General features: G+C 41.2%; 23 protein-coding genes. 21 read left to right on the top strand and 2 right to left on the bottom strand.

Annotated features, from left to right (window positions below; translation table 11 throughout):
- The first annotated feature begins 285 nt into the window (after window positions 1-285).
- The 19 genes from FCN25_RS09235 to FCN25_RS09145 all read left to right on the top strand — a co-directional run bounded on the left by FCN25_RS09235 (window position 286) and on the right by FCN25_RS09145 (window position 20,728).
- Window positions 286-753, top strand: a complete 468-nt coding sequence (locus FCN25_RS09235; protein WP_137224012.1) for a DUF3305 domain-containing protein — start codon at window positions 286-288, stop codon at window positions 751-753.
- Entirely contained in the window at window positions 750-1,409 is a 660-nt protein-coding gene (locus FCN25_RS09230; RefSeq protein ID WP_137224010.1) for a DUF3306 domain-containing protein, read from the top strand. The genes FCN25_RS09235 and FCN25_RS09230 overlap by 4 nt, the downstream gene beginning before the upstream one ends.
- Before the next feature lie 151 nt (window positions 1,410-1,560).
- Entirely contained in the window at window positions 1,561-3,240 is a 1,680-nt protein-coding gene (locus FCN25_RS09225) for a 4Fe-4S binding protein (protein ID WP_137224008.1), read from the top strand.
- Window positions 3,241-3,250: 10 nt separating this feature from the next.
- Window positions 3,251-3,916 (top strand): molecular chaperone, encoded by a 666-nt coding sequence (locus tag FCN25_RS09220; protein ID WP_137224006.1) that lies wholly within the window; start codon window positions 3,251-3,253, stop codon window positions 3,914-3,916.
- Window positions 3,917-3,965: 49 nt separating this feature from the next.
- The gene (locus FCN25_RS09215) at window positions 3,966-4,163 is read left to right on the top strand and encodes a formate dehydrogenase (RefSeq protein ID WP_137224004.1); all 198 of its coding nucleotides are present in this window, start codon (window positions 3,966-3,968) and stop codon (window positions 4,161-4,163) included.
- Window positions 4,164-4,179: 16 nt separating this feature from the next.
- Window positions 4,180-7,029, top strand: coding sequence for a formate dehydrogenase subunit alpha (locus FCN25_RS09210; RefSeq protein WP_137227375.1), 2,850 nt, complete (start codon window positions 4,180-4,182; stop codon window positions 7,027-7,029).
- A 27-nt stretch (window positions 7,030-7,056) separates the two neighbouring features.
- On the top strand, window positions 7,057-7,653 hold the full coding sequence (gene fdh3B / locus FCN25_RS09205) for a formate dehydrogenase FDH3 subunit beta (protein WP_137224002.1): 597 nt from the start codon (window positions 7,057-7,059) through the stop codon (window positions 7,651-7,653).
- Between the two features lie 47 nt (window positions 7,654-7,700).
- Complete coding sequence (locus tag FCN25_RS09200) at window positions 7,701-8,717, top strand: formate dehydrogenase subunit gamma (protein ID WP_137224000.1); 1,017 nt, start codon at window positions 7,701-7,703, stop codon at window positions 8,715-8,717.
- Window positions 8,718-9,005: 288 nt separating this feature from the next.
- Window positions 9,006-9,212 carry a hypothetical protein gene (locus tag FCN25_RS09195; RefSeq protein ID WP_137223998.1) on the top strand — a complete coding sequence of 69 codons (207 nt, stop codon included), beginning with the start codon at window positions 9,006-9,008 and terminating at the stop codon, window positions 9,210-9,212.
- 245 nt (window positions 9,213-9,457) lie between these two features.
- Window positions 9,458-10,150, top strand: coding sequence for a polymorphic toxin-type HINT domain-containing protein (locus FCN25_RS09190; protein ID WP_137223996.1), 693 nt, complete (start codon window positions 9,458-9,460; stop codon window positions 10,148-10,150).
- 355 nt (window positions 10,151-10,505) lie between these two features.
- Window positions 10,506-11,303, top strand: a complete 798-nt coding sequence (locus FCN25_RS09185) for an EcsC family protein (protein ID WP_137223994.1) — start codon at window positions 10,506-10,508, stop codon at window positions 11,301-11,303.
- A 316-nt stretch (window positions 11,304-11,619) separates the two neighbouring features.
- The gene (locus tag FCN25_RS09180) at window positions 11,620-12,543 is read left to right on the top strand and encodes a formate/nitrite transporter family protein (RefSeq protein WP_137223992.1); all 924 of its coding nucleotides are present in this window, start codon (window positions 11,620-11,622) and stop codon (window positions 12,541-12,543) included.
- A gap of 68 nt (window positions 12,544-12,611) precedes the next feature.
- Complete coding sequence (locus FCN25_RS09175) at window positions 12,612-13,604, top strand: alpha/beta fold hydrolase (protein WP_137223990.1); 993 nt, start codon at window positions 12,612-12,614, stop codon at window positions 13,602-13,604.
- A 780-nt stretch (window positions 13,605-14,384) separates the two neighbouring features.
- On the top strand, window positions 14,385-14,582 hold the full coding sequence (locus FCN25_RS09170) for a formate dehydrogenase (protein WP_137223988.1): 198 nt from the start codon (window positions 14,385-14,387) through the stop codon (window positions 14,580-14,582).
- An 18-nt stretch (window positions 14,583-14,600) separates the two neighbouring features.
- Entirely contained in the window at window positions 14,601-17,459 is a 2,859-nt protein-coding gene (locus tag FCN25_RS09165) for a formate dehydrogenase subunit alpha (protein ID WP_137223986.1), read from the top strand.
- 28 nt (window positions 17,460-17,487) lie between these two features.
- Entirely contained in the window at window positions 17,488-18,084 is a 597-nt protein-coding gene (fdh3B, locus tag FCN25_RS09160; RefSeq protein ID WP_137223984.1) for a formate dehydrogenase FDH3 subunit beta, read from the top strand.
- A 48-nt stretch (window positions 18,085-18,132) separates the two neighbouring features.
- Window positions 18,133-19,149 carry a formate dehydrogenase subunit gamma gene (locus FCN25_RS09155; RefSeq protein ID WP_137223982.1) on the top strand — a complete coding sequence of 339 codons (1,017 nt, stop codon included), beginning with the start codon at window positions 18,133-18,135 and terminating at the stop codon, window positions 19,147-19,149.
- Between the two features lie 125 nt (window positions 19,150-19,274).
- Window positions 19,275-19,727, top strand: a complete 453-nt coding sequence (locus FCN25_RS09150; protein WP_137223980.1) for a GNAT family N-acetyltransferase — start codon at window positions 19,275-19,277, stop codon at window positions 19,725-19,727.
- A gap of 131 nt (window positions 19,728-19,858) precedes the next feature.
- Window positions 19,859-20,728, top strand: coding sequence for a DMT family transporter (locus FCN25_RS09145; protein WP_137223978.1), 870 nt, complete (start codon window positions 19,859-19,861; stop codon window positions 20,726-20,728).
- A gap of 109 nt (window positions 20,729-20,837) precedes the next feature.
- Here FCN25_RS09145 and FCN25_RS09140 read toward each other — a convergent pair whose 3' ends face one another.
- On the bottom strand, window positions 20,838-21,878 hold the full coding sequence (locus tag FCN25_RS09140) for a hypothetical protein (RefSeq protein WP_137223976.1): 1,041 nt from the start codon (window positions 21,876-21,878) through the stop codon (window positions 20,838-20,840).
- A 219-nt stretch (window positions 21,879-22,097) separates the two neighbouring features.
- Between FCN25_RS09140 and FCN25_RS09135 the strand changes: the two genes are divergently transcribed.
- Window positions 22,098-22,757, top strand: a complete 660-nt coding sequence (locus FCN25_RS09135; protein ID WP_137223974.1) for a hypothetical protein — start codon at window positions 22,098-22,100, stop codon at window positions 22,755-22,757.
- A 17-nt stretch (window positions 22,758-22,774) separates the two neighbouring features.
- Here the strand turns inward: FCN25_RS09135 and FCN25_RS09130 are convergent, their stop codons facing one another.
- Entirely contained in the window at window positions 22,775-24,628 is a 1,854-nt protein-coding gene (locus FCN25_RS09130; RefSeq protein WP_137223972.1) for a tetratricopeptide repeat protein, read from the bottom strand.
- A 228-nt stretch (window positions 24,629-24,856) separates the two neighbouring features.
- On the opposite strand from FCN25_RS09130, the gene FCN25_RS09125 reads away from it, so the two are divergent.
- On the top strand, window positions 24,857-25,189 hold the full coding sequence (locus FCN25_RS09125) for a multidrug efflux SMR transporter (protein WP_137223970.1): 333 nt from the start codon (window positions 24,857-24,859) through the stop codon (window positions 25,187-25,189).
- Window positions 25,190-25,351 lie beyond the last annotated feature (162 nt).

Here is a 25,351-nt window from a genome sequence, read left to right as displayed (position 1 = left end):
GTGTTGAGTTACTTGATCACTTAAATAGCATAGCAATTATTATTCCCTAAATTGTAAACTACTTACCTAAGCGTGATCTGACGCAAGTCTTGTTAAACTCAGCGTTTTTGACGTGTATATATGTCCCACCTAGTATTGCACTATGGACATATTGTCCTATTCTTAATAGGTGTTTCGGGATCTAGTTCAAAGTTAGTTTTACTTTTTAGTTGGCATCAATTTTGCTGCTATTAACCATTAGAGTGTATTCCAATACACATATTCATGTCAGAGGTAAGCATCACCATGCAACATACCGACACACTTTGGCCAATGTATGTTTCACTAAAAAAAGTGCAAACCCAAGTAGGACGCTGGACTTCAGTCCGTTGGGAGCTTGACCAAATGATTCCAGCAACACAAGAGCAGCCAGAAAATTCGGTTTTAGTTCCATTGGAATTATACAAAGATCAACGTGGTAGCTATCGTATTAACCTGGATATGGATAATTCAACGCTTTTTATCGTGTGTGACGAACTGATTGATGGAACATGGGTTCCGGCAATGGTTTCTGCCGACCAACACGTTAGCGCGGGTTGTCTTGAGTCAGATACTCCAGTACTCAATATTCCAATGCCTAGCGCTATAGCTTGTTGGATCGAAGCCTTCATCACCCGCCATGGCGAGGTTGAGATTAGCGCCCATCGACGTAAACATGTTAACCGTCGTAAAAATGAAGGCCCGAGCGCAAACCGCACAGGGAAAATACAATGAATGATAAATCTGAGGGCCTTCTTAATCGTTGGGAACTTAGGCGTCAACGGGTTGCTGAAGAGGCTGAGCAAGAAGCATTGCTACAGCAAGCACAAGCACACGCTGATGAAATTAACACTCCCACAACAGAGTCGACTCAAGACGTTAGTACAATAGACTTAAAGTCTGATGAAGCTTTAGAGTCTGAACCATTACCCGATCCAAGTACCATAGAAGTCGGCGGCAGCTTTGCTCGTTTTATGGCTAAAAGTGTTGATCCAACGACTAAAGCTGCTGCACTAAGAGCGTTATGGAAGCAGCCGCAATATGGTCACATTGATGGGCTAATCGAATATGCGCTGGATTATACCAATCAGCCGTTATTATCAGCGGATGTTTCAGCCGAACTAGCCAGTAAAGTATTTCGCTATGTTGTTGAAAAAGAACTGCCTGAGCCAGAATTAGAAGCTGACTTAGCGCCAACAGATTTAAGTTCAACGGAGTTAGCACAAGCTGAGATCGATGAGCAAACCGATTTAGAAGTAGATGAAGAGCTAAACGTGTTAGCTGATGAAAATGAACAACAGATTGTGGCGATATCGCCTGAAGAACAACCGCTTAGTCAGAATGATGACCTGATAAAGCAAGCTGCCGTCAGTGATGAGGCGAAAGCGTAATAACGACAGTCACTCATAATGTGACCTAGATAAAATCGTTATTTAAAGATTATAGAAAGAGTTATTGTCAATTAATGACGAGCAATAAGCGTGAACAGTGAACTGAGCTATCACTGTTAATGAGGTATAAAAACCGAGAATTGGGAACGCAATGAGTATCAGAAAAAACCAGCCACAGCTGAAACAAGCACGACAACAGGTGATGGCAAGTACGCAGATTTTGCAAAATTTAATACCACCAACTGTCAGCTATACGACCAAGGGACATGTGCTCATTATTGGGCCTGAAGATCTTGCGCGATTAACGGCAGACAAATTGTCCACTATGGCAAGCCGAGTCATTTTAGCTAATGAAGCGATCACTAGCCAAGATGAAGCCCACCTTGAAGCTGTGATGAATGCGGCCACTGATGTTGAAAGTTACTACAACAAGTTGGCTAGCGTAAAAGGGTTTCTAGGACAATTTCAAGTCAAAATTGAAGGTGAAAATGGCATAGCAGACTTAAGTGTTGTTGCCATTCGTCAAGCGCATTTTGATATTGTGCTCGATTTAAGCCATAGCCCATGTATCAACCTCGAAATGCTGCCTCCAGGATATTTTTATGTTGGCCAAGACACAGCGTTACTCGCTGACGCCATTGCCAATATTCCTGATTTAATTGGTGAGTTTGATAAGCCGCGCTATGTAAGGGTGAACAGTGATATTTGTGCCCATGACAAACATGGTCTAAGCGGTTGTAACCGTTGTTTAAATTTTTGCCCTGCGGATGCCATTAGCAGCGTAGCGTATAAAATTGAAATCGATCCTTATCTTTGCCATGGTGCAGGTAGTTGTACAAATGTGTGCCCAACAGGGGCGCTAAGCTACGATTTACCTACCCCAGCATCACTGCATACCTATCTCGAAAAGTTAGTCAGTCGTTATCGCCAAGAAGCGCAAACCGCTCCAGTTATTTTATTTCATGATAACGAAGCGGGTGCAGAATTGGTTACTGAGCAGTTAAGCGGTGACGTGTTACCTGTTGCAATGGAAGAAATCACCGTAGCAAGTATTGATCATTGGTTGGCTGCACTGGCTTATGGTGCGCGTGAAATTTTAATCTTACAAACGCCTCAAACTGCACCTACATTGCTGCAAATGCTGAAAGGTGAGTCAACATTGGCGAATCGTATTCTTGACCAAATGGGCCAACCACAACGGATACGTCTTATTACCCCGTCAGAGCTAAACCAATTAGATAATAATTTAGCCGTTAGCATAGCTTGGCCAGTAATCATGCCAATGACCTTAAATGCTATCGAACCTAATACCAATGTAAAACGCAGTATTGTATTCCAAGCTATCGATCATCTTAATAGCCAGGCTGCAGCAGTCGATGATGTGTTAACAATGGCTAATATTCCATACGGTATGGTAAGCATAAACAGCGACAAGTGCACATTATGTATGTCATGTGTTGCCACTTGTCCAACCCAAGCGTTAATGGATGGCGGTGATACTCCGGCACTTAAGTTTGTTGAGCAAGATTGTGTTCAATGTGGCTTATGTGAATCTGCCTGTCCTGAAAAAGTGATTAGTTTAGTACCACAAATCAACTTTAATCAATCAGCAAGACAACAAGTCCAAATGTTAAAGGAAGAGCCTCCATTTGAATGTATTCGATGTGGTAGTGAGTTTGCGACCCAATCAATGATACATAAAATAATTGAGATGGTGGGAACACATAGCGCGTTTAGCGCCAATATTGAGCGTTTACAAATGTGTGGCGATTGCCGTGTAAAAGACATGTTTGAAGACATCCTTGACGATCCAGAAAAGCAATTGCAATAAGAGATCTGCTATGACAGAAACAGTAAGACAAATAAGTGAGAATGATCAGTTAAGAGCCGATATCTATCAATTATTAGCTGCATTACTCCGCCGTCAACCTAGTACTGAATTATTAGCTTTTTTAGCTAATTTAGAGGTAGAAGCCCAGGATGGCAATACCATGAGCCATGCATGGATTGCGTTAAAAGAGACCGCCGCAAACAGTGATACTGATACTTTAGAAGATGAATATTTTGATATATTTTTAGGTGTTGGCAGTGGTCAAATTATGCCTTATGGCAGTTGGTTTATGACCGGTTCTTTAATGGATAAGCCTTTAGCGGCCTTGCGTAGTGACCTAATGCAACTGGGTTTTGAACGTGAAGATAACGTTAAAGAACCAGAGGATCATGTCGCTGCCTTATGCGAAGTAATGGGTTGCTTGATTTTAGAGGCGCCAGGTTATCGTCAATTGGCATTTTATCAACGCCATATGGCAAGTTGGATTATACGTTTTTGTGACAATTTAGCTAAAACGCCAAGTGCCCGTTTTTACCTAAGTGTCGCGCAACTAGCTAAAGCATTTTTTATTGCTGAAGCAGATGAATTTGAACAGCTGAGTTTAGATATTCCGGTGAATTGTCCAGGCAGTGCTGACTTAGATCCGGTTGAAGACGAGATTGTACAAATTAACTAAATCGGATGATGGCTTACCAGCCTCATCTTTTTATCAACAAGGAGACAATATGAAGAAGCAAGCTTCCGACATGGGTCGTCGCCAAATGCTAAAAGCATTAGCGCTCGGCAGTGCGGCAGGTGCTGTGGCTAGTGTCAGTGCACCCGCACTTGCCCAAGTCACTAAACCGTCTACAGAAGAGCCTACGGGCAGTAATTATCGCGAAACAGAGCATATTCGTAACTACTATGCTTCGTTAACCAAATAACAGAGGAGAGTGTGTGATGCGATTAACCCGCAAAACAGACACAGCCGTCAAAGCTGAAAAGTCGAGCCTAGGCCTTAACCGACGTCAATTCCTAAAGTCTGCCAGTTTGGCAGCTGGTGGTATTGCCGCGGCTTCAATGCTTGGTGCTGGAATGATGCGTCGTGCTGAAGCCAAAGATGTACCATACGATGCGCCAACTGAAATTAAACGAACTATTTGTTCACATTGTTCAGTGGGTTGTGGTGTATATGCCGAAGTTCAAAATGGAGTATGGACAGGGCAAGAGCCTGCGTTCGATCACCCGTTTAACCAAGGTGGACATTGTGCTAAAGGTGCTGCACTACGTGAACATGGTCACGGTGAAAAACGCTTAAAGTACCCAATGAAACTAGAAGGCGGTAAGTGGAAACGTCTATCTTGGGAACAAGCTATTAATGAAGTGGGCGACAAAATGGAGTCGATTCGTCAAGAATCAGGTCCAGATTCTGTTTACTTTATGGGTAGTGCTAAGTTTTCAAACGAACAAGCTTATATGTATCGCAAATTAGCGGCAATGTGGGGCACGAACAACGTCGACCACTCTGCTCGTATTTGTCACTCTACCACGGTAGCCGGTGTTGCTAACACTTGGGGCTACGGTGCGCAAACGAACTCGTTTAACGATCTTCGTAAAACAAAATGTATATTATTTATTGGTTCTAACCCAAGTGAAGCTCATCCAGTAGCGATGCAGCACATTCTGACGGCAAAAGAGCGCGGTGCCAAAATCATAGTAGTCGATCCACGCTTTACTCGTACAGCAGCTAAGTCAGATGAATATGTCCATATTCGTCCAGGTACTGACATCCCATATATTTATGGTTTGTTATGGCACATTTTCGAAAACGGCTGGGAAGATCAAACTTTCATCGACCAACGTGTATACGGCATGGAACGTATCCAAGAAGAAGTGAAAAAATATCCTCCAGAAGAAGTCGAACACATTGTTGGTGTTAAAAAAGAGCAAATGTACCGTGTGGCTAAAATGATGGCCGAAACTAAGCCTGGCACTGTTGTATGGTGTATGGGTGGTACTCAGCATCATATTGGTAATGCCAACACACGTGCTTACTGTATTTTGCAGCTTGCTCTTGGCAACATGGGTGTCGAAGGTGGCGGAACAAACATTTTCCGTGGTCACGATAACGTACAGGGTGCTACTGACTTTGGTTTGTTATTTGATAACTTACCGGGTTACTACGGTTTAACCTCTGGCGCATGGGACCATTGGGCTAATGTATGGGATCTTGAACCAAAGTGGGTTTCCGAGCGTTTTGACCAAGGTGAATACTTAGGTCAATCACCACAAACATCAGCGGGTATTCCTTGTTCACGCTGGCACGATGGTGTGTTAGAAGACAAAACCAAAATTGCCCAAAAAGACAATATTCGTCTAGGATTCTTCTGGGGTCAGTCTGTTAACACCGAAACTCGTGGTCGTGAAGTGCGTGAAGCACTAAACAAGATGGACACAGTGGTTGTTGTTGATCCATTCCCTACTATGGCTGGTGTAATGCATCAACGCCAAGATGGTGTGTATCTATTACCTGCGGCAACTCAGTTCGAAACTTATGGTTCAGTTTCAGCTTCTAACCGTTCGTTACAGTGGCGTACACAAGTTATCGAACCATTATTTGAGTCATTACCTGATCACATCATCATGTATAAACTGGCCAAAAAATGGGGCGTAGCTGACCAATTCTGTAAGCATATTAAAGTTAATGGTGAAGAGCCATTGATTGAAGATATCACTCGCGAGTTTAACTCAGGTATGTGGACTATTGGTTACACAGGTCAAAGCCCAGAGCGTTTGAAAATGCACCAAGAAAACTGGGGCACATTCGACGTTAATTCACTTGAAGCACCCGGCGGCCCAGCTAAAGGCGAAACCTATGGTTTACCTTGGCCATGTTGGGGCACCCCAGAAATGAAACATCCAGGTACGCAAATTTTGTATCGTACTGGACGTGAAGTTAAAGATGGTGGTGGTAACTTCCGTGCACGCTATGGTGTTGAACATAATGGTACTAACATTCTTGCTGAAGGTTCTTTCTCAAAAGGATCTGAAATTCAAGATGGTTACCCAGAGTTTACCGCTGACATGCTTAAACAGCTTGGCTGGTGGGACGACCTAACAGCAGAAGAGAAAGTTAAAGCTGAAGGCAAAAACTGGAAAACAGATATTTCTGGCGGTATTCAACGTGTGGCTATCAAGCATGGTTGTATTCCTTACGGTAACGCTAAAGCGCGTTGTGTTGTTTGGAACTTCCCTGATGATATTCCATTACACCGCGAACCGTTATATACCCCTCGTCGTGACTTAGTGGCTAAATACCCAACTTATGAAGACCGTATGGTGGCTCGTCTACCAACACTTTATAAGACTATTCAAGACAAGGACTTTGCTACCGACTACCCATTAGCGGTAACAACCGGACGTTTGGTTGAATACGAAGGTGGTGGTGAAGAAAGCCGTTGTAACCCATGGCTTGCTGAATTACAGCAAGAAATGTTTATCGAGATCAACCCAGCAGATGCTGCAGATCGCGGTTTACGTGATGGTGATGACGTGTTTGTTCACAGTCCAGAAGGTGCCAAAATTACTGTTAAGGCGATGGTGACACCGCGTGTTATTGCGGGTGAATGTTTTATGCCATACCACTTTGCTGGTGTATTTGAAGGCGAGAGTTTAGCCAAAAACTACCCCGAAGGTACAGTGCCTTACGTGATTGGCGAAGCTGCCAATACTGTCATGACTTATGGTTATGACGTCGTAACGCAAATGCAAGAAACCAAAGCCAGCTTATGTCAGATAAGCAAAGCCTAATAACACTTGATGAGGAGATAAGCCATCATGGCAGTCATGAAATTTCTGTGTGACACCAAACGCTGCATCGAGTGTAACGGTTGCGTCACAGCTTGTAAAAACGAAAACGACTCTGCTTTAGAGTGGGGAATTCAACGTCGCCGCGTGGTGACACTTAACGACGGCGTTCCTGGAGAAGCGTCAATCTCAGTCGCATGTATGCATTGTACCGATGCACCATGTATGGCTGTATGCCCGGCCGATTGTTTCTACCGTACAGAAGACGGCATCGTACTCCACAACAAAGATACGTGTATCGGTTGTGGTTACTGTTTCTATGCTTGCCCATTTGGTGCACCGCAGTTCCCTAAAAAGACTGCATTTGGTAGCCGTGGCAAAATGGATAAATGTACGTTCTGTGCTGGTGGCCCAGAAGAAGATCATTCTGAAGCTGAGCGTCTAAAATATGGTTCAAACCGTATTGCAGAAGGCAAGTTACCAATGTGTGCTGAACTTTGTTCAACTAAAGCATTGTTGGCCGGTGATGCAGGCATAGTGTCTGACATTTATCGTCAGCGTATGGCTGCACGTGGTAATCCAAATACTATTTGGGGCTACAATCCTAAAACAGGCGAGTTGATCTAATCAGAGCATAGGCTGCGACGTGTTCGCAGCCGTATTAAGGAGTGACAATGTTAACTTTAACGTTAAACAAATCACTGCGCAGGATATTTGCTCTGTTGGTTCTGTGTATGGGATTGGGGTTGGTTACATCGCCGGTGTATGCCGCTGATGAACAATCAAGCCAGCAACAAGCAACGTCAAAAACCAGTGATGCAGATCTCTGGCGCGCAGTAAAAGCTGGCGAACCTGGTTACAGTACAGACAAAGGCCTTGATGCTGATGTGCTGATTAATGTAGCGGGTAATGAAGGCAAAATATTGCGAAATACTTATCTAAAACCCGCACTTGGCTTAGCTTTTGTAGGTGTTTTTGCCGCCTTTTTAGTGTTTTACTTTGTGAATGGTCCAGCTACATTAAGTAAAGGCTTTTCGGGTAAATTGGTATTTCGTTGGAGCAAAGTTGATCTTTGGATACATTGGATTATGGCCGTATCGTGCCTAATCATGATGCTAACCGGTTTGGTCATTATGCTCGGGCGCCATTTCTTAGCTCCCTATGTCGGTGACGGTATTTGGGCGGGAACAATCGCGTTCTGCAAGTTTGTACATGACTGGTCTAGTCCCATTTTTATGGTGTCTTGGCTAGTCTGTATAATCAAGTGGATGCCATTACAAACCGTTAAGTTGTACGATTTAAAATGGTTTTTAGTGGTCGGTGGCTACATTAACTTTGGTCCGTTTAAAGGCAAACACCCAGACAGTGGTTTTGCTAATGCGGGTGAAAAAATGTGGTTCTGGAGCTTGGCCATTTTCGGTCTTTGCATCAGTGTATCTGGGATAATGTTAGTCTTCCCAATGCTCGATTTAACACGTGAGCTGTCAATGATCGCACTTCTTGTGCATGGTGTAAGCGCAGTGATTATCGTCGCGTTTACCATAGTGCATATATGGATGGCGACAGTACTCAGTGAAGGTGGTATGGAGTGTATGGTTTCTGGCTATTGTGACGAAAACTGGGCTTCGCAGCACCACAACTTGTGGTACGACGAAATCAAGGCCAATGGCACATTAAAATACAAAGAGTAAACCTGTAACGCGGGTGTGAACACACTCGTTATGGCAGAAATAAAACACCTTGTTAGGTCACTGACAAGGTGTTTTTTTATTGGTTTTTAATATACCTATAATTCAATATCGCTGATAAATGTATGTACAGGGATAATCAAAGACTATCGCTATAACCTTTAAAAGACGATATGTTGCTGATGATAAAAATAGGTGGCTATGTTACTTGCGACTATCGTTTTAGAATGGGCTTTTAATAAGTAAAATGGCTTTAAGATGGCTTTAAAGTGGCACAAAAGGTAGGTAATAATGACAGCTAAAAATAATGATGATATACCCGATGATGATATCATTGAGTACGATATGTCACAGCGAGGCAATCAAGTTGATGATCCACTCGCGACAGTTAAAACTATGCGTTTAGAGCAATTGGCTGTTTGTCGCCTAAAAGCCGAGAAAGAAATGCAAGTTATGGAATGCAATGCGAAAAAGAACAAAGCTGAAGTCGAAGAATAAGGAACGGTAACTCATTTTATACTTTGACTAAAAGTATTGAGCCGTCACTAAAGAATGAACATTAGCCTAAGCTTTATTGTCGGTAATGATGATTAGAATTGGTTTTTTAGGTTTAGTCTGTGGTTTAACTGTCTCTATTGATATGTTGTTCTGGTAAGTTATTGATGTTATTTGTTAGATTTCTCAATGTCTAAGGTGCTTAACGACCACCAATTTAACAACTACTTGGAAGTGTTGCTGACGTTATGCTAGAGATTAAATATTCCATTGGTGAATTAACAACCTTGATGCTTGTGGTGGAAGAACATCAATTTTATCTCATTGCTGAGGAATGGATAAAGGCTGTCGATCTGAAGATTGGTGACAAAATACTGGCCTGTAGTGATGCCATCGCTAAAATAGAAAACATAAACAAAGTTGAACATTCACGCCATAATCACGATTTAAAAATAAGCCACAATCATAATTATTTTGTCACCACTAGCCGTCCTGTATTTCATGACATCCTGTGTGACAGAGCCCCAACAGATCAGCTTGAACTCATAGCGTATGAATTGGCAAATAGGCCCTCTAAGTTTCCTGATGGAAAATCAACGGGTTACCATAGTGGACCTTGGGTGGCGGCCAAATATGTACATTCCGATCCCAGTAAACAAGTCATAGGCTGGGGCCGTGCAAATGACAATATGTGTGCTGAAGATGCAGCTGTAACTGATTTAAGGAATAAATTAGCCGATGTTATTGAATTACATCAAGGTAATGTAGTGATTTCACATGCCTATTTGAGGAAGTATACAAAAAAAGGTCGCTTCGTGAATAAGATGAGCCCTTGTATTCACTGTCGTGATAATTATGGCCGCGCGCTAAATGACGCAACAGAAGGTGTGAGTGATTTAACTAAAAATGGTCGTGGGTATTTACCTCCTATCGATAAATAATACCAAGCTATTTTTTATCTATCATTTCGTTACTTGAAATCATTTCTTGTTTAATAGTCAGTTTCCTCAGCCGTTTTACATCAACCACACACCTAATATTTCGAGATCGGAAGTCTATTTATAGATAAAAAACCTTCACTTTTTGCATATAAATTATGCATTAAAAGGCATTGTGATAAATGTTGAAACAAACGATGTTATTTCATTAGGAAATTGGACAGCTTAGTAGGAATATACTCGAGTAAACGCTTCCAGTTTATTTGCCACACGTGGCATTTTGTTTAAAATTGATTTTAGTTTTGTCTGCTAGATGTAAAATAACTCAGGTGCGTTGCTTCACCACTAAGGGGTTTAGTTGAATATTTCAGAATCACATAAAAAAGAGCTTTTAGTTGCCAAATCACTATTAGAAAACCCTGGACTCGCGGTAAAAATGACTAATCTTATAGGGACTCCTATTGAAAAAGGCTTAGCGTTACTACCTGATAACTGGAATAAAAATATCGCGAAAGTGACCGAGAAATCGCTAATTAAAGCGTCAGAAGCGGCGATATTTACTATGAAAGATATTCCAGGAGAAGAGTCGTCTAATCTTTGGCACAAATTAGGCGTCGCAGTGAGTGGTGGTGTCGGTGGTTTCTTTGGCTTGGCTGCAATAGCGGTTGAACTTCCTATTTCAACATCAATTATGTTGCGCTCGATCGCTGATATTGCTCGTAGTGAAGGCGAGTTGATTACCACACTGGAAACCAAAATGGCTTGTTTAGAGGTGTTTGCTTTAGGAGGCGAAAGTGATTTAGATGATGGTAGTGAATCTGGATATTTTGCAGTAAGAGCAGCCTTGGCAAAATCAGTCTCAGAAGCGGCTGAATTTATGGTAAAAAAAGGTATGACAGATGAGGCCGCGCCTATTTTAGTTAAGTTAATTACTAAAATTGCAGAAAAATTTGGTATTCAAGTGACCCAAAAAGCCGCTGCACAAGCCGTACCGGCTGTCGGTGCCGCAGGTGGTGCAATCATTAATACTTTATTTATTGATCATTTCCAAGACATGGCGAGAGGGCATTTTATTGTACGAAAACTAGAACGTATTTATGGATATGATACCGTAAGGAACGCTTACAATTCGTTACCTAAAAAAGGTAATAAATAACCTAGGAATGGGATATAAAGTTCTTTGCTCCGTTAATGGTGTCGCACTGATTTACTCTTAACTCGCAATAGCCCGTCAATGTGCCAGTTAGCAAACCCAATGACAAGCTTGATATGAATTAGCTTAAAGATTCTGATTTTGATTTGCTTATCCCATCTATTAACCTAGGTTAATGTTAAATAACCATGCTGCCATAGTATATTGCCGACTATTAATATAGTATTTTTAAGCATCATAGTGGCTTACCGATCCTGTTGAATTGATGATATAAGCCGTCTATTGTTTAAGTCAGGTTAAAGACCGAAAGGATAATAATATGACACAGAATGGACCTGACCAGGCCGACAAAACCAAATCGTCCAGCAATGATAATGAACAGTCTAGCAATAAGGTTGAAATGCGTGAGGCGCGGGAGAATGAACCAACGCCAACAGAGATAGCGCTGACAGGTTCGGAACGTGATGCGGTAATCGAGCACGGTAGTCTGTCATCACTTACTGTTTATTCAATTATTCTGCGTGAAGGCCTGGAAGAATTGGAACGACCGCTGAGGTCTTTGTGGTGGTCTGGGATTGCTGCTGGTATCGGTATTTCATCGTCGGTTTTGACTGAAGGTATCATCCGCAGCAATATAGGCTCCGAACACCCGTATTTGTCGATTATTGAAAGCCTTGGTTACACTTTCGGTTTCGTGCTGGTCATTCTAGCAAGACTACAACTTTTTACTGAAAATACTATAACCGTGGTACTGCCACTGCTAGCGAATACCACTCAACGTCGTCTCGTTTGTACCGCACGCCTGTGGGCCATAGTGCTGGGGGCCAATTTTGTTGGTACATTTCTCACCGCGGCTATTTTCGTTCACGGTGGCATACTGACAGAAGAGATCCTGAGCGCTATTTTGCAGATATCACGGCATGTTGCAGAGTTAACGCCTTCAGAGACATTAATGCGTGGCATACCAGCCGGATTTTTTATTGCTTCTTTGGTGTGGATGTTGCCCTCAGCAAAAGGCTCTGAGGTACTCGTTATCATTATGTTTACATGGCTAATCGCAGCGGGAGAGTTTACCCATGTTATTGCTGGCTCCAATGAGATATTTAGCCTTGTGCTCAATGGGGAAATGAATTTTATCACTGCGCTGTCACACCATATTGGACCAATGTTAATAGGGAATATTATTGGCGGCACAGGATTGTTTGCGATGTTAGCCTACGGTCAAATTAAGCAAGAAATGTAGATTTAATATCAAATTGGCTATCATGGTTCATTTGTGGCTGTTTTTCGATTGATTTAAGAGAGATTAATATGAAGAAATTTTGTGTTGTATTATTTGCCCTATTTGCTGTGGTAACACAGGCATATGCGGCAAATTCCGTTAAATATGATAAAGAGTTGGATGGGTTTGATTATCCATTTGACGTTAAGACATTTAATTTTAATTCTCAAGATAAAGATTTAAAAATGCGCTACATGGATGTGGGCGATAAACGCGCAGAAAAAGTCATCGTATTATTACATGGCAAAAATTTTTCAGGCTACTATTGGGACCGCGTGGCAAACGACCTGCTAAAAAGAAACTACCGAGTCATTATTCCAGATCAAATCGGCTTTGGTAAATCTTCAAAACCTGAGGCTTATCAGTATAGTTTCGGCCAATTAGCCTTAAATACCAAGTTATTATTGGACAGTTTGGATATCAAAAAATTTGATCTTGTTGGTCACTCAATGGGTGGCATGTTAGCGACTACATTTACGGCTAACTATGCTAATGCCGTGAATAAATTGATTCTGATTAACCCTATTGGTTTAGAAGATTACGGCAAATATGTGCAGTTTAAAGATGTTAACTTTTTTTATAAAAATGAGCTCGCTAAAACACTCGACAAAGCGAGAAACTATCAGAAGAAAAATTATTATGATGGCAAGTGGTCAAGCGAATACGAGAAACTTTTAGTGCCTTTGAAAGGCATGCTTGCTGGTGATGATTGGAAGATCGTAGCTTGGAATAATGCATTAACTTATGGTCCGATTTTCTCAGAAAACATTGTCGATAGGTTTTCACAAATTAACAATGAAACTGTGCTGATTATAGGCACCAGAGATAAAACCGGCCCAGGTAGAGGATGGTTAAAAGAAGGTGTAACCAGACAATTAGGCGAATATCAAAAACTCGGCGTTAATGCTCATAATTTGATTAAAGGCTCAGTGCTTATTGAGTTGCCAGGATTAGGTCACATGCCGCAATTTGAAGACTATGATGCTTTTATAAAAGCATTCCATCAGGCGCTTGATAAATAATAAATACCCAAACAGATTATCTGTAGCTTGTTGGCCAGTGAGTGTTTTATTTTATTCATTGCCTCTTAACCAGATGACAGCGAGAAATATAAATACTTACCGACGCCTTTAACGTTAGAACTGCACTCCAAGGTTATTCCTCGGGGTGTTTTTTATGTCAGGTATAAAATAAACACAACATTAATAAAATCGATAAGTCAGATTCAACGGCCTCTCTACATCTTAAATTAACCAATACCCATTACATTCATTATTTGTTCAGTAAGAGCACATTACGCATGTTGCTTAAGGTGAATTAATATCGAAATGGTGGTTGCCATCTTAATGAATTCAATGCTGCAGTGGAATGCATAAATCGATTCTGTTGCACGTGCCAAAATCAAGTTCTTTAGCGCTAAAGCTATCGACTTAGGGTAAGTCTATACACCAAATATAAACCAACTTAAGTGTCATTACTGAACAAAACATTGTCTTAAAAGCTTGCCTTTGATTAACCCTATTTGATTTCCCGCTGTTTGATGAAGAAATTCGTTAGCTGGATTGGTGATCTTGGTTGGTTTCAAACCATCCCCAGTGTGATCTAACTGACATTTCTAGATTTTTTATTAATTAACTACTGAGTTTCTAATGTAGATCAAATAAACAAATCTCCATTGTTTCTACTATGGCTCCGAAAATAATCACTACCTACTATGAAGTAGTATTTATTCAATATTATACAACAAAAATGCAACCTCTATGAGGTGCGGCAGAAGACAATCGTTTTCGATGGGAGATTAAATGAGTAAGCAACAACCTGATTTAAATCGTAGATCTTTGCTGAAAGCTATCACTCTTGGTGGTACAGCAAGTGTCGCGATTGCCGTAACAGGCATTAAGGTTGCCCAAGCAACTGAGAAAAGTGCTAGCACTTCGCACACTAATGGCTATCAAGAAACGGCCCACATCAACAGTTATTACGATAGCTTACGCGGCTAGTTTAGGAGAATTTAAGCGATGAAATTAACTCGCAAGTCAATCACGGCTCCTACCAATGAAGCTTCAAGTAAGCTTGGTATTAATCGTCGTCAATTTATAAAACAAATGGGTATTGCTACCGGTGGTATTGCGGCTGCATCAATGATGGGCACAGGCATGATCCGTCGTGCTGAAGCGAAAGATGTACCCTACGATGCACCAACAGAAATCAAGCGCACTATATGTAGTGCTTGTGCGGTAGGGTGTGGTTTATACGCTGAAGTACAAAATGGCGTGTGGACAGGCCAAGAACCTGCATTCGATCATCCATTCAATGCTGGCGGACATTGTGCCAAAGGTGCTGCATTACGCGAACATGGCCATGGCGAAAAACGCGTTAAATACCCAATGAAATTGGTTGGCGGCAAGTGGAAAAAAATATCTTGGGAGCAAGCTTTTAACGAAGTGGGTGACAAGATGTTGGATATTCGTAAAGAGTCTGGTCCTGATTCAATTTACTTTATGGGTAGTGCTAAGTTTTCGAACGAAGGCTGCTATATGTATCGCAAATTTGCAGCAATGTGGGGTACGAACAATATCGACCACTGTGCGCGTATTTGTCACTCTACCACGGTAGCCGGTGTTGCTAACACTTGGGGCTACGGTGCGCAAACCAACTCTTTCAATGATATTCAAAACGCCAATGCAATCTTTTTTATCGGTTCTAATCCTGCCGAGGCGCATCCAGTTGCAATGCAACATATCTTGATCGCGAAAGAGAAAAACAATGCTAAAATAATTGTTGTAGATCCACGCTTTACTCGTACTGCTGCACATGCAGACTTACATTGTGGCCTACGTCCTGGTACTGACATCCCGTTTATCTACGGTATGTTATGGCACATCTTTGAAAACGGTTGGGAAGATAAAACCTTTATCCAAGAACGTGTTTTCGAAATGGAATCTATTCGTGCGGAAGCCAAGAAGTTCCCACCAAAAGAAGTAGCCAGTATCACAGGTTGTAGCGAAGAAGAGGTTTACCAAGCTGCGAAACTGATGGCCGATAACCGTCCAGGTACTGTTATTTGGTGTATGGGTGGTACTCAGCATCACGTAGGTAATGCTAACACTCGCGCTTATTGTATTTTACAACTTGCACTTGGCAACATGGGTGTATCAGGTGGTGGTACTAACATTTTCCGTGGTCACGATAATGTGCAGGGCGCGACTGACTTAGGTTTATTATTCGATAATTTACCAGGTTATTACGGGTTAACTTCTGGAGCATGGGCACATTGGACCAATGTTTGGAGCCTAGATTTAGATTGGGTTAAATCACGCTTTGATCAAAACGAATATTTAGGCAGTTTGCCAATCAACACTCCGGGTATTCCATGTTCTCGCTGGCATGATGGTGTGTTAGAAAGCGCTGAGAATTTAACTCAAAAAGACAATATTCGTATGGGTTTCTTCTGGGGACAGTCAGTTAACACCGAAACCCGCCAGAATGATGTTCGTGATGCACTAGACAAGATGGACACTGTGGTTGTAGTTGATCCATTCCCAACCATGGCAGCCGTTATGCACCGTCGTACAGATGGCGTGTACTTGTTACCTGCAACGACTCAATACGAAACAGAGGGTTCAGTCTCTAACTCTGGTCGTAGCCAACAATGGCGTGAAAAAGTGATCGAGCCATTATTTGAATCGAAAACTGACCTTGAAATTATGTACCGCTTATCGCAAAAGCTTGGCTTTGATAAAGAGTACACCAAGCGTATCGCTAAAGATGCCAACGACATGCTAGTGATAGAAGACGTGACTCGCGAAATTAACCGCGGTATGTGGACTATTGGTATGACAGGCCAAAGCCCTGAGCGTATTAAATTGCACACCCAAAACTGGGGATTATTCAGCAATAAAACGTTGGAAGCTCCTGGTGGCGAAGTTAAAGGTGAAACTTATGGTTTGCCTTGGCCATGTTGGGGTACGCCAGAACAGAAACACCCAGGTACACAAATTCTGTATGACACAAGTAAACATGTGTCAAAGGGTGGTGGTAACTTCCGTGCCCGTTTCGGCGTTGAATACCAAGGCGAGAATCTGTTAGCAGACGGCAGCTTTTCTAAAGGTGCTGAAATTGAAGATGGTTATCCAGAGTTCACTGCAGACATGCTTAAGCAGCTTGGCTGGTGGGATGATTTAACGGCCGAAGAGAAACAACACGCAGAAGGTCATAACTGGAAAACCGATATTTCTGGTGGTATTCAGCGTGTCGCTGTTAAGCATGGTTGTACTCCTTATGGTAATGCTAAAGCACGTTGTATCGTGTGGAATTTCCCTGATCAGGTGCCTATTCACCGCGAACCACTGTATACACCACGTCGTGACTTAGTGAGTAAATATCCAACTTACGATGATATGCGAGTTTATCGTTTACCAACTTTATATAAAACAATTCAACAGCATGATAGTTCAGTTAAATATCCATTAATACTGACATCTGGTCGTTTGGTTGAATATGAAGGTGGTGGTGAAGAGTCGCGTTCTAACCCTTGGCTTGCAGAACTACAACAAGAAATGTTTGTTGAAATGAACCCTGCAGATGCTGCTGATCGCGGTTTGCGTGATGGTGACTCAATATGGTTAGAAGGTGCTGAAGGCGGACGCATTAAGATTAAGGCGATGGTAACTCCACGCGTTAAGCCTGGTGTGACTTGGATGCCATATCACTTTGCTGGTGTAATGCACGGCGAAAGTTTAGCGGCTAATTACCCTGAAGGCACAGTGCCTTTCGTTATCGGTGAATCAGCGAACACTGCAATGACTTATGGTTATGACCCTGTGACTCAAATGCAGGAAACCAAGGCGTCGCTTTGTCAGATTGAAAAAGCGTAATTGCAGTTAAGCGAGGAGAATTGCCAAAATGGCTACAATGAAATTTCTATGTGATACCAAGCGCTGCATCGAATGTAATGGCTGTGTCACCGCATGTAAAAACGAAAACGACTCTGCTTTAGAGTGGGGTATTCAACGTCGCCGCGTGGTGACATTAAACGATGGTGTTCCTGGTGAAGCGTCAATTTCAGTCGCATGTATGCATTGTTCTGATGCTCCATGTATGGCTGTATGTCCGGCCGATTGTTTCTACCGTACCGAAGACGGCATAGTGCTACACAACAAAGATACCTGTATTGGTTGTGGCTACTGTTTTTATGCTTGTCCATTTGGTGCACCACAGTTCCCTAAAAAGACTGCATTTGGTAGTCGCGGAAAAATGGATAAATGTACTTTCTGTGCTGGTGGCCCAGAAGAAGATCATTCCGAAGCTGAGCGCCAAAAATACGGTTCTAACCGTATTGCGGAAGGTAAATTACCAATGTGTGCCGAGTTGTGTGCGACTAAAGCATTGCTTGCGGGCGACGCCAATATCGTGTCTGACATTTATCGTCAGCGCATGGCTACACGTGGTAATCCAAATGCCATTTGGGGTTACGATCCTAAAACGGGTGAATCAGTCTAATTAGAGCATGGGCTGCGACTTTGTTCGCAGCCATATAAAGGAGTGACAATGTTAACTTTAACGTTAAACAAATCATTGCGCAGAATATTTGCTCTATTAGTTCTGTGTATGGGATTGGGATTTGCTACATCGTCGGTGTATGCCGCCGATGAAAAATCAAGTCAAGAACAAGCAAGGTCGATGACTGGAGATGCAGATCTCTGGCGTGACATAAAAGCGGGTAAAGCTGGCTATAGTACATATAAAGGCGTAGACGCAGGTGTGTTGGTAAACGTTGCAGGTAACGAAGGTAAAGAATTACGAAATACTTACCTTAAGCCTGTATTCGCTTTCGCTTTTGTCGGCGTTTTTGCCGCTTTTCTCGTGTTTTACTTTGTGAATGGCCCAGCTACGCTGAGTAAAGGCTTTTCGGGTAAATTGGTATTTCGTTGGAGCAAAGCTGATCTGTGGATACATTGGATTCTGGCCATATCGTGCTTAGTTTTGATGTTAACCGGTTTAGTCATTATGCTTGGACGGCATTTTATCGCCCCCTATGTCGGAGACGGTATTTGGGCGGCAACAATTGCATTCAGCAAGTTTAGTCATGATTGGTCAGGCCCTATATTTATGGTGTCTTGGTTAGTGTGTGTTATTAAGTGGATGCCGTTACAAACTATTAAACTATATGATTTAAAATGGTTTTTAGTGGTTGGTGGTTACATTAACTTTGGTCCGTTTAAAGGCAAACACCCAGACAGTGGTTTTGCCAATGCGGGTGAAAAAATGTGGTTCTGGAGTTTAACTATTTTTGGTTTTTGCATCAGTGTCACTGGGGTTATGTTAGTTTTCCCTATGCTTGATTTACCTCGCATTTGGTCAATGCTCGCTCTGCTTATACATGGTGTTAGCGCAGTGGTTATTGTCGCGTTTACCATAGTGCATATTTGGATGGCAACTGTACTCAGCGAAGGCGGTATGGAATGTATGGTTTCAGGTTATTGCGACGAAAACTGGGCTTCACAGCATCACAACTTGTGGTACGACGAAATCAAAGCTAATGGTACGTTAAAATACAAAGAATAAACGGGTAAAACGAGTGTAAACACACTTGTTAACTGCATAAATAAAACACCTTGTTAGGTCACTAACAAGGTGTTTTTTTTATTGAAAATAATGCAAAGTAATTAAAACGTGTAATGGGTGGTTTTATGAAATATAAATGCGATCTTGGAACGATATCAGACATTGTATCTGTATTGGCGCAAGTACCTGAATTGGGTTCTGAAATATCTGCAGACATCATTGAAAAGAGACTGGCAGAGAAAAAACATCTCATTTTAATTGCTCGGTACCATAACGTTCCTGTTGGTTTTAAATTGGGTTACGAGTTAACTGATGTTCTGTTTTACAGTTGGTTAGGCGGTGTTGCACCTGAACATCGAAAAATGAAAGTGGCTTCTCAACTGCGTTTACTTCAGGAATCATGGGTAATTGAAAATGGTTTTAACACTATTAGGGTTAAATCTATGAATCAGTTTCCGGCTATGCTGCAAATGCTTATTGCTAGTGGTTATCAAATTTGTGGTTATGAAAATAATGGCTCGATTACTAATAGTAAAATTGAATTTATAAAATATTTATCATCACAACAACCAGAGTAAAATATATTGTCGTTTGAATGTCTTTATTGCTTAACTGCAATCTAGATTGTGGATGATAATAATTACTGCAGGGATTCACTTGTCTCAGGTAGAATGCCTCCTCTTGTATTTTCATTTTTGGATATATTTTAATGCAAATCAATCGTGGACTGCTAATGGCTGTAGGTTGTGTTTTATTGGCTATGATCACCATACAGTCTGGTGCATCTTTAGCTAAGCAACTTTTCCCTATCGTTGGGCCTGAAGGCACAACAGCTTTGCGTTTAGGTTTTGCTGCAGCTGTACTTTGGTTAGTGTTCCGTCCTTGGCGTGCATTACCTCAAGGCAAAGAATGGCAGAGCATTATTATTTATGGTTTATGTTTAGGTGGGATGAACATTTTATTTTATCTCGCCATTGAACGTATACCCTTAGGGATCGCCGTTGCCCTTGAGTTCACAGGCCCATTAGCTGTAGCCTTATTTAGCTCGAAGAGAAAAAGTGATCTCTTTTGGGTCGTTTGCGCCATCGCTGGGATTTTGCTGTTGCTGCCTAATTTATCCAGTGAACAAGGACTTGACCTTGGCGGTGCATTAATGGCACTGGGTGCCGGAGCATGTTGGGCTGGTTATATTTTGTTTGGCACCCGTACTGGCAAGCAAGGATCGGGTGGTATTACCGTTGCTTTAGGCATGACTGTGGCGGCGTTAGTGCTGGTACCTGTTGGTGCTGTAAGCCAAGGATTGGTATTAATTAGTTGGGAAGTATTACCTCTTGGGTTATTGGTTGGTGTGTTATCCAGTGCCTTACCTTATTCTTTGGAAATGGTGGCCCTAAGAAATATGCCAACACAGGCTTTTAGTGTGCTAATGAGTTTAGAGCCCGCGATTGCCGCATTAGCTGGCTTTATTATATTGAGTGAACAACTGACTTTATTGCAGTGGTCTGCCATCGGGTTGGTTATTATCGCATCTATAGGCAGCAGCTTTACCCCTAAAAAAGCCATTGAGATGAGCGTGTAATATTAGCGATAGTTTGGTTTTAGTTCTGGCTTCTATTTATCCTTGTTATATTGTTAAAAAAGTCAGTGGGGTTACCCACTGATTTTTTTATCCATTGTTAATGCCTATTTTATCGCTGCTTCAATGGTTTCATTTCTGCTCTTTGCATTTCTCGTGGGATCGGCTTACCAGGTTTATTTGGCTTAATTGGGCCTAAGTGCTTCTTACTAGAAGGTACACAGAACAGCTCTCGTTGATCATTCATTAGTTCATCGGGTGCGAACTGATTATTGATCTCAAGATTGTGGTTTTTTACTTTATTTTGTTTTACAAAGTCGTAGCACACCAAATGGCGTTTTTCATTACGAATTTTGTAGCGTTTTTCGTTATGGATTTTGCTTGACGGATTACACAGCAATACGGGTTTGCCTAACACTGCGCGGGTTTTACCAAATTGATCTTCAATCATGATGGTTTCTTCGCGAAGTTTATCTGCTTTTCGCACCCCATAACATTGGAAATGTTCCCCTGGCATATTGACAGCGACGGGTATCTCTTTAACGATATCACCACAGGCCGCAGTAAATACCGAATAAGTTCTTTTTGCGAGATTATTCGTCGACCATGCCCAGCGAAAATTGTTGCTATTAACATTGTTGGCAAGGGGAAAGCTCATCGTCCCCCAAGGTGAAGTTCCGCCAGCGACAGAACCGGGGAATAAATAGGGTGACTGACCATTAGATAACGATCCAGCAATCAAACTATTAATTTGACTCGCATTAGGTCCACCTGTTTGCGCCCAGCCAGACGATGGAATCGTTGACTGATATGCTTTGAAGTGGCCAGACCCAGTATAAATAGTGTTGTCACCTTTGAAGATAGCTGCCATGCCTTGTGACACCGCACCATCACCCCACGCAATCACACTCACCGAACAGGTCTTTAATGATTGTGGACTACTATCGATGTCGAACTTGAATGATTCTATTTTTTTCCACTGGCTACCATTCGCACCACGATATACCACCGTAGGTGAACTACCATTACCTGGTGAATGTACCACAATGAAATCATTGTCTGCGGTAACGTTTGCTGTAATCGGAGTGGCTGCAACCATACCTGATGCACTAATTAGGCACATACTGATTAATGTTTTTTTGAGTATACTCATCCTGACTTTCCTTATTCTGGTTTAGTAAGTTTTTTGAATCATGCTTAATGACTTAAGCTGAGTTAAAACTAACAGTTAAGGTGAAAAAGTCAGTAAAGTTAGAGGGTTAAAAAGGGGGTGTTTTGTGTTTTACCCAAATTTACCCTAATATTTAGTAGACTATAAAAAAGGAAATGCATAGCGTCTAAGGTGATGCATTCATTCTAAAAAGGATATTTTATGAAATATATACTTCCCCTAGTGACTCTGCTTAGTTGTATTGGTAGCGCATCTGCGCATCAACTTGCATTTAATGAACTCACACCAGTTAGCACTGCGATTAAAACTGAAATCACTTTTGAACTGAGCGAGATGGATATGATTAAACAGTATCATTACCGTGCTCAGTACTTTGATATTGAAAAGTGGATGATGAATAAACAACTGACATTACATAATGATCATACAGCAGCATCAAATGGTGCACAGCAGTCGATGAACACTCGTCAAATGCAGCAGCCGGAAGTTGAAATCGATGAATTAGGTGGCTTTCACGGTGTGATAGACCCATTCACGAAGCTACAAGACAATAATGTTAATTCCCCCGATCTTAATAGCGTGACAAATAGAATTAACATTGCAGGGCTTGTGGCTGTGTCGATGTGTAATGCTTATGCTTCGATTAATATCAAAGATCAAAATAATAATCTAATGCCTAAGTTTATAGCACCCAATAGCTTTTTAGTGGGAATAAATCCTGCGACAGCACAGCAAAGTGATTACCGATTGTCCCAAGGATTAAAGTTTAGTTGTGTGTATAAAAACATTAAAAAGCCCTTGGTAAGAGACAGTGTGCACGACATTAAAAGACAGCAACCATTACTCAAAAAAGGTGGGTAAGCAGCGAAGGTAAAAAATTACTTTGCGTCTAAAGACTCGCTCTTGATCACTTGCATAATGCGGTCAAGATGCGAGGTCAGTAATGATCTATCATCATTAGACAGATGGCACTCTGATAAAATGAAGTGACATGTTTTAACTACATTGCGCCATCGTGGATTGTTGGGTAACTTTTTTACATGTAAATATTTATCTAAAGAGCGTGTTCTTAGGCGGCCTGAGTCGATAGATATAGTCCAAATTTTACTCCTATCGGCTAATTCGACTTTGTTGGTTTTCGTGCATTTTTCCCAAATGCTGATGCAATCAATCATGGTATTCACCAATAACTCCGCAAAAGAAGCCGTTAATTCTAAAGGTGATAACTGCATAGATTCCTGCTGTTGGGTGTCGCCTTGCTCTTGTTTATCATCATTAGATAATAAAAATAATTGCTGCTTATGCGACTCTATTATGGTCATTAAATGCTGCTGAGCTTTACGTTTTCTATAAATATAAAAGCTCACAATAAAACCAACCAGTAAACCCATACTAGTGATACCAAGGATTAAATTAAGCAATTTATCTATTTTTTGGCTCTTTTGTTGGCTGGTAATCTGTTCTTCTGCTAATGCGCGTTGTACGCGTTCATTTTCAATATCACTTTGGATAACCTTAATGTTCTCACTGTATTTTTTTTCAAGTAATGCTTCGTGCAATACTTGATATTTCTTCAAGTATACGAGGGATTCATAGGGGCGACCATTGTCATAATACAACTCACTGGCATAGCGGTAGATGTTCATTTTTTGCAGTGAATCTTGTTTTGTATCACTATAATCCATTGCGCTTTCGATAAATTTTATTGCTTGAGTCGTATCTTTTTGGTGTGTTGCTATTTGGGCTTTTAAATAGAAAATTACATCATGAAATGAATGGTCATCGCGGGTTAAATATTCCGATAATGTATTAGCTACCTCTAGGGCGGGAGAAAATTCATTAGCATTAATATGGATGGTGGCTAAATTAATTAACGCTGAAAGTTTATCATCGCCAACAAGGTTATCGTTATAAGCTTCGATAACCTTGTTGCTATAAAAGTTCTTTTTATTGAATTCATTGTTTATATTATATATTTCAGCAAGATTACCATAGAGGTGTGACATATAACCGATGGCATGAATATCTAAGTTATTACTGGTGTAGCGTAAGTAATGATCAAGAGAGAGTTCAAAATAGCGTTGAGATTCGGTGTATTTTTCGAGTTTTTTATAAATAAGCCCGAGATTACTTAAGGTTATCGCCGTATAAAAGTCATTACCTAAGGCTTCTTTAATGGCCAAACTTTTCTGGTAGTAACCCAAAGCTTTGGCGTAGTGATTCAAATACTGTTCAGTTAGTGCTAAATCGTTATAACTTTTTGCCAACCAAATATCGGACTCTTGGGCGTTAGCAATGCTAAAAGCTTGCTCAAATAAACTTTTAGCTTCTAGGTAGGATTTTTTATAGAGTTGTTCAGCAGCCTTCTTTCGTAGCCACAGATATTGAATTTCGACATACTGGTTGAAAGCTTTACTATTTTTAACGTCAATAAGCTTATTTTCAGCGGCTGAGCTATCACCTAGCTCTTGGTAAATGTCATATAAGGTGAGTTGTAATTTTGCTGCGATAAGAGGGTGCTTCTCTGTGTTTAACATTTTTAATTTTTTGTCACAAAAACGTAAACTGGCTTGGGGCGATACCTGTTTTATACGGGTTTTACATTGTACTAATGCTAAGTTGGCTTGTTGTTTAGTTTCTTTTTGAACAGTTAAATTAGCCGCCGTCACTGGCATGTAAATCGACCATTGCGATAACAATAAAAATAGAAAAATTGCTGTAAGTCTATGCACTCCGCCACCAAGTTTGATCATCAATATTATTTTAGCCCATATTACCCCGTTCAATATAGGTAATGTTAGTTAACATATTAACAACATAAACCGATAGTCAATGTAAATACAAGGGATAGTAGTGATTCGTAATGTATAGCGCGAAGTAACAAATCTAATATCGAAGGCTGGTTTTTTATTGTTTAGTCTTTATACTGCGCGGCTGTTTTGTCTTCGTAGAAAGTAAAAATGAAAAGTTGGATATTTTTAAGTGTGGCTATCTTAACTGAAGTTGTTGCCACTTCAGCGCTTAAAGCAAGCGATGGGTTTTCAAAATTAGCACCTTCACTTGTGGTGGTGGTTGGCTATGTATTGTCTTTTTACTTTCTATCGTTAGCGTTAAAAAACATTCCTGTTGGTATCGCTTATGCCACTTGGGCTGGGCTTGGAATTGTATTAATCACAGTTATCGCTTGGGTGATGTATGGACAAAAATTAGATGTAGGTGCACTGGTGGGGATGACGTTAATTCTCGCTGGTGTTGTGGTAATGAACCTATTCTCAAGCGTTACTCCGCATTAGTATGTTGTTGAGTTTTCAATTTTCGAATCAAGCTTGTTAAAATTTAGCTAGCCGTCATCATGTCTCACCAATAGTACGAATGTGCAGCGCCTTTGGCTAAACAAAAAAGGGCTTAACAATGAAAATCATTGTTAAGCCCTTTTTTAGTATCAGATAGTCACT

Origin of the sequence: Shewanella sp. MEBiC00475 (assembly GCF_005234075.1) — a bacterium.
Taxonomy (GTDB): domain Bacteria; phylum Pseudomonadota; class Gammaproteobacteria; order Enterobacterales; family Shewanellaceae; genus Shewanella; species Shewanella polaris.
Note: the sequence above shows the minus strand (reverse complement) of the source record. Positions and strands in the feature narration are given on the sequence as shown.

Excerpts from the sequence above, each read along its gene's own strand:
- FCN25_RS09155 (WP_137223982.1), top strand. The coding sequence starts at position 18,133 with ATGTTAACTTTAACGTTAAACAAATCATTGCGCAGAATATTTGCTCTA.
- FCN25_RS09200 (WP_137224000.1), top strand. The coding sequence starts at position 7,701 with ATGTTAACTTTAACGTTAAACAAATCACTGCGCAGGATATTTGCTCTG.
- FCN25_RS09220 (WP_137224006.1), top strand. The coding sequence starts at position 3,251 with ATGACAGAAACAGTAAGACAAATAAGTGAGAATGATCAGTTAAGAGCC.
- FCN25_RS09225 (WP_137224008.1), top strand. The coding sequence starts at position 1,561 with ATGAGTATCAGAAAAAACCAGCCACAGCTGAAACAAGCACGACAACAG.
- fdh3B (WP_137224002.1), top strand. The coding sequence starts at position 7,057 with ATGGCAGTCATGAAATTTCTGTGTGACACCAAACGCTGCATCGAGTGT.
- FCN25_RS09175 (WP_137223990.1), top strand. The coding sequence starts at position 12,612 with ATGAAGAAATTTTGTGTTGTATTATTTGCCCTATTTGCTGTGGTAACA.
- fdh3B (WP_137223984.1), top strand. The coding sequence starts at position 17,488 with ATGGCTACAATGAAATTTCTATGTGATACCAAGCGCTGCATCGAATGT.
- FCN25_RS09230 (WP_137224010.1), top strand. The coding sequence starts at position 750 with ATGAATGATAAATCTGAGGGCCTTCTTAATCGTTGGGAACTTAGGCGT.
- FCN25_RS09140 (WP_137223976.1), bottom strand. The coding sequence starts at position 21,878 with ATGAGTATACTCAAAAAAACATTAATCAGTATGTGCCTAATTAGTGCA.
- FCN25_RS09165 (WP_137223986.1), top strand. The coding sequence starts at position 14,601 with ATGAAATTAACTCGCAAGTCAATCACGGCTCCTACCAATGAAGCTTCA.
- FCN25_RS09180 (WP_137223992.1), top strand. The coding sequence starts at position 11,620 with ATGACACAGAATGGACCTGACCAGGCCGACAAAACCAAATCGTCCAGC.
- FCN25_RS09210 (WP_137227375.1), top strand. The coding sequence starts at position 4,180 with ATGCGATTAACCCGCAAAACAGACACAGCCGTCAAAGCTGAAAAGTCG.
- FCN25_RS09135 (WP_137223974.1), top strand. The coding sequence starts at position 22,098 with ATGAAATATATACTTCCCCTAGTGACTCTGCTTAGTTGTATTGGTAGC.
- FCN25_RS09195 (WP_137223998.1), top strand. The coding sequence starts at position 9,006 with ATGACAGCTAAAAATAATGATGATATACCCGATGATGATATCATTGAG.
- FCN25_RS09150 (WP_137223980.1), top strand. The coding sequence starts at position 19,275 with ATGAAATATAAATGCGATCTTGGAACGATATCAGACATTGTATCTGTA.
- FCN25_RS09215 (WP_137224004.1), top strand. The coding sequence starts at position 3,966 with ATGAAGAAGCAAGCTTCCGACATGGGTCGTCGCCAAATGCTAAAAGCA.
- FCN25_RS09145 (WP_137223978.1), top strand. The coding sequence starts at position 19,859 with ATGCAAATCAATCGTGGACTGCTAATGGCTGTAGGTTGTGTTTTATTG.
- FCN25_RS09170 (WP_137223988.1), top strand. The coding sequence starts at position 14,385 with ATGAGTAAGCAACAACCTGATTTAAATCGTAGATCTTTGCTGAAAGCT.
- FCN25_RS09235 (WP_137224012.1), top strand. The coding sequence starts at position 286 with ATGCAACATACCGACACACTTTGGCCAATGTATGTTTCACTAAAAAAA.
- FCN25_RS09190 (WP_137223996.1), top strand. The coding sequence starts at position 9,458 with ATGCTAGAGATTAAATATTCCATTGGTGAATTAACAACCTTGATGCTT.
- FCN25_RS09125 (WP_137223970.1), top strand. The coding sequence starts at position 24,857 with ATGAAAAGTTGGATATTTTTAAGTGTGGCTATCTTAACTGAAGTTGTT.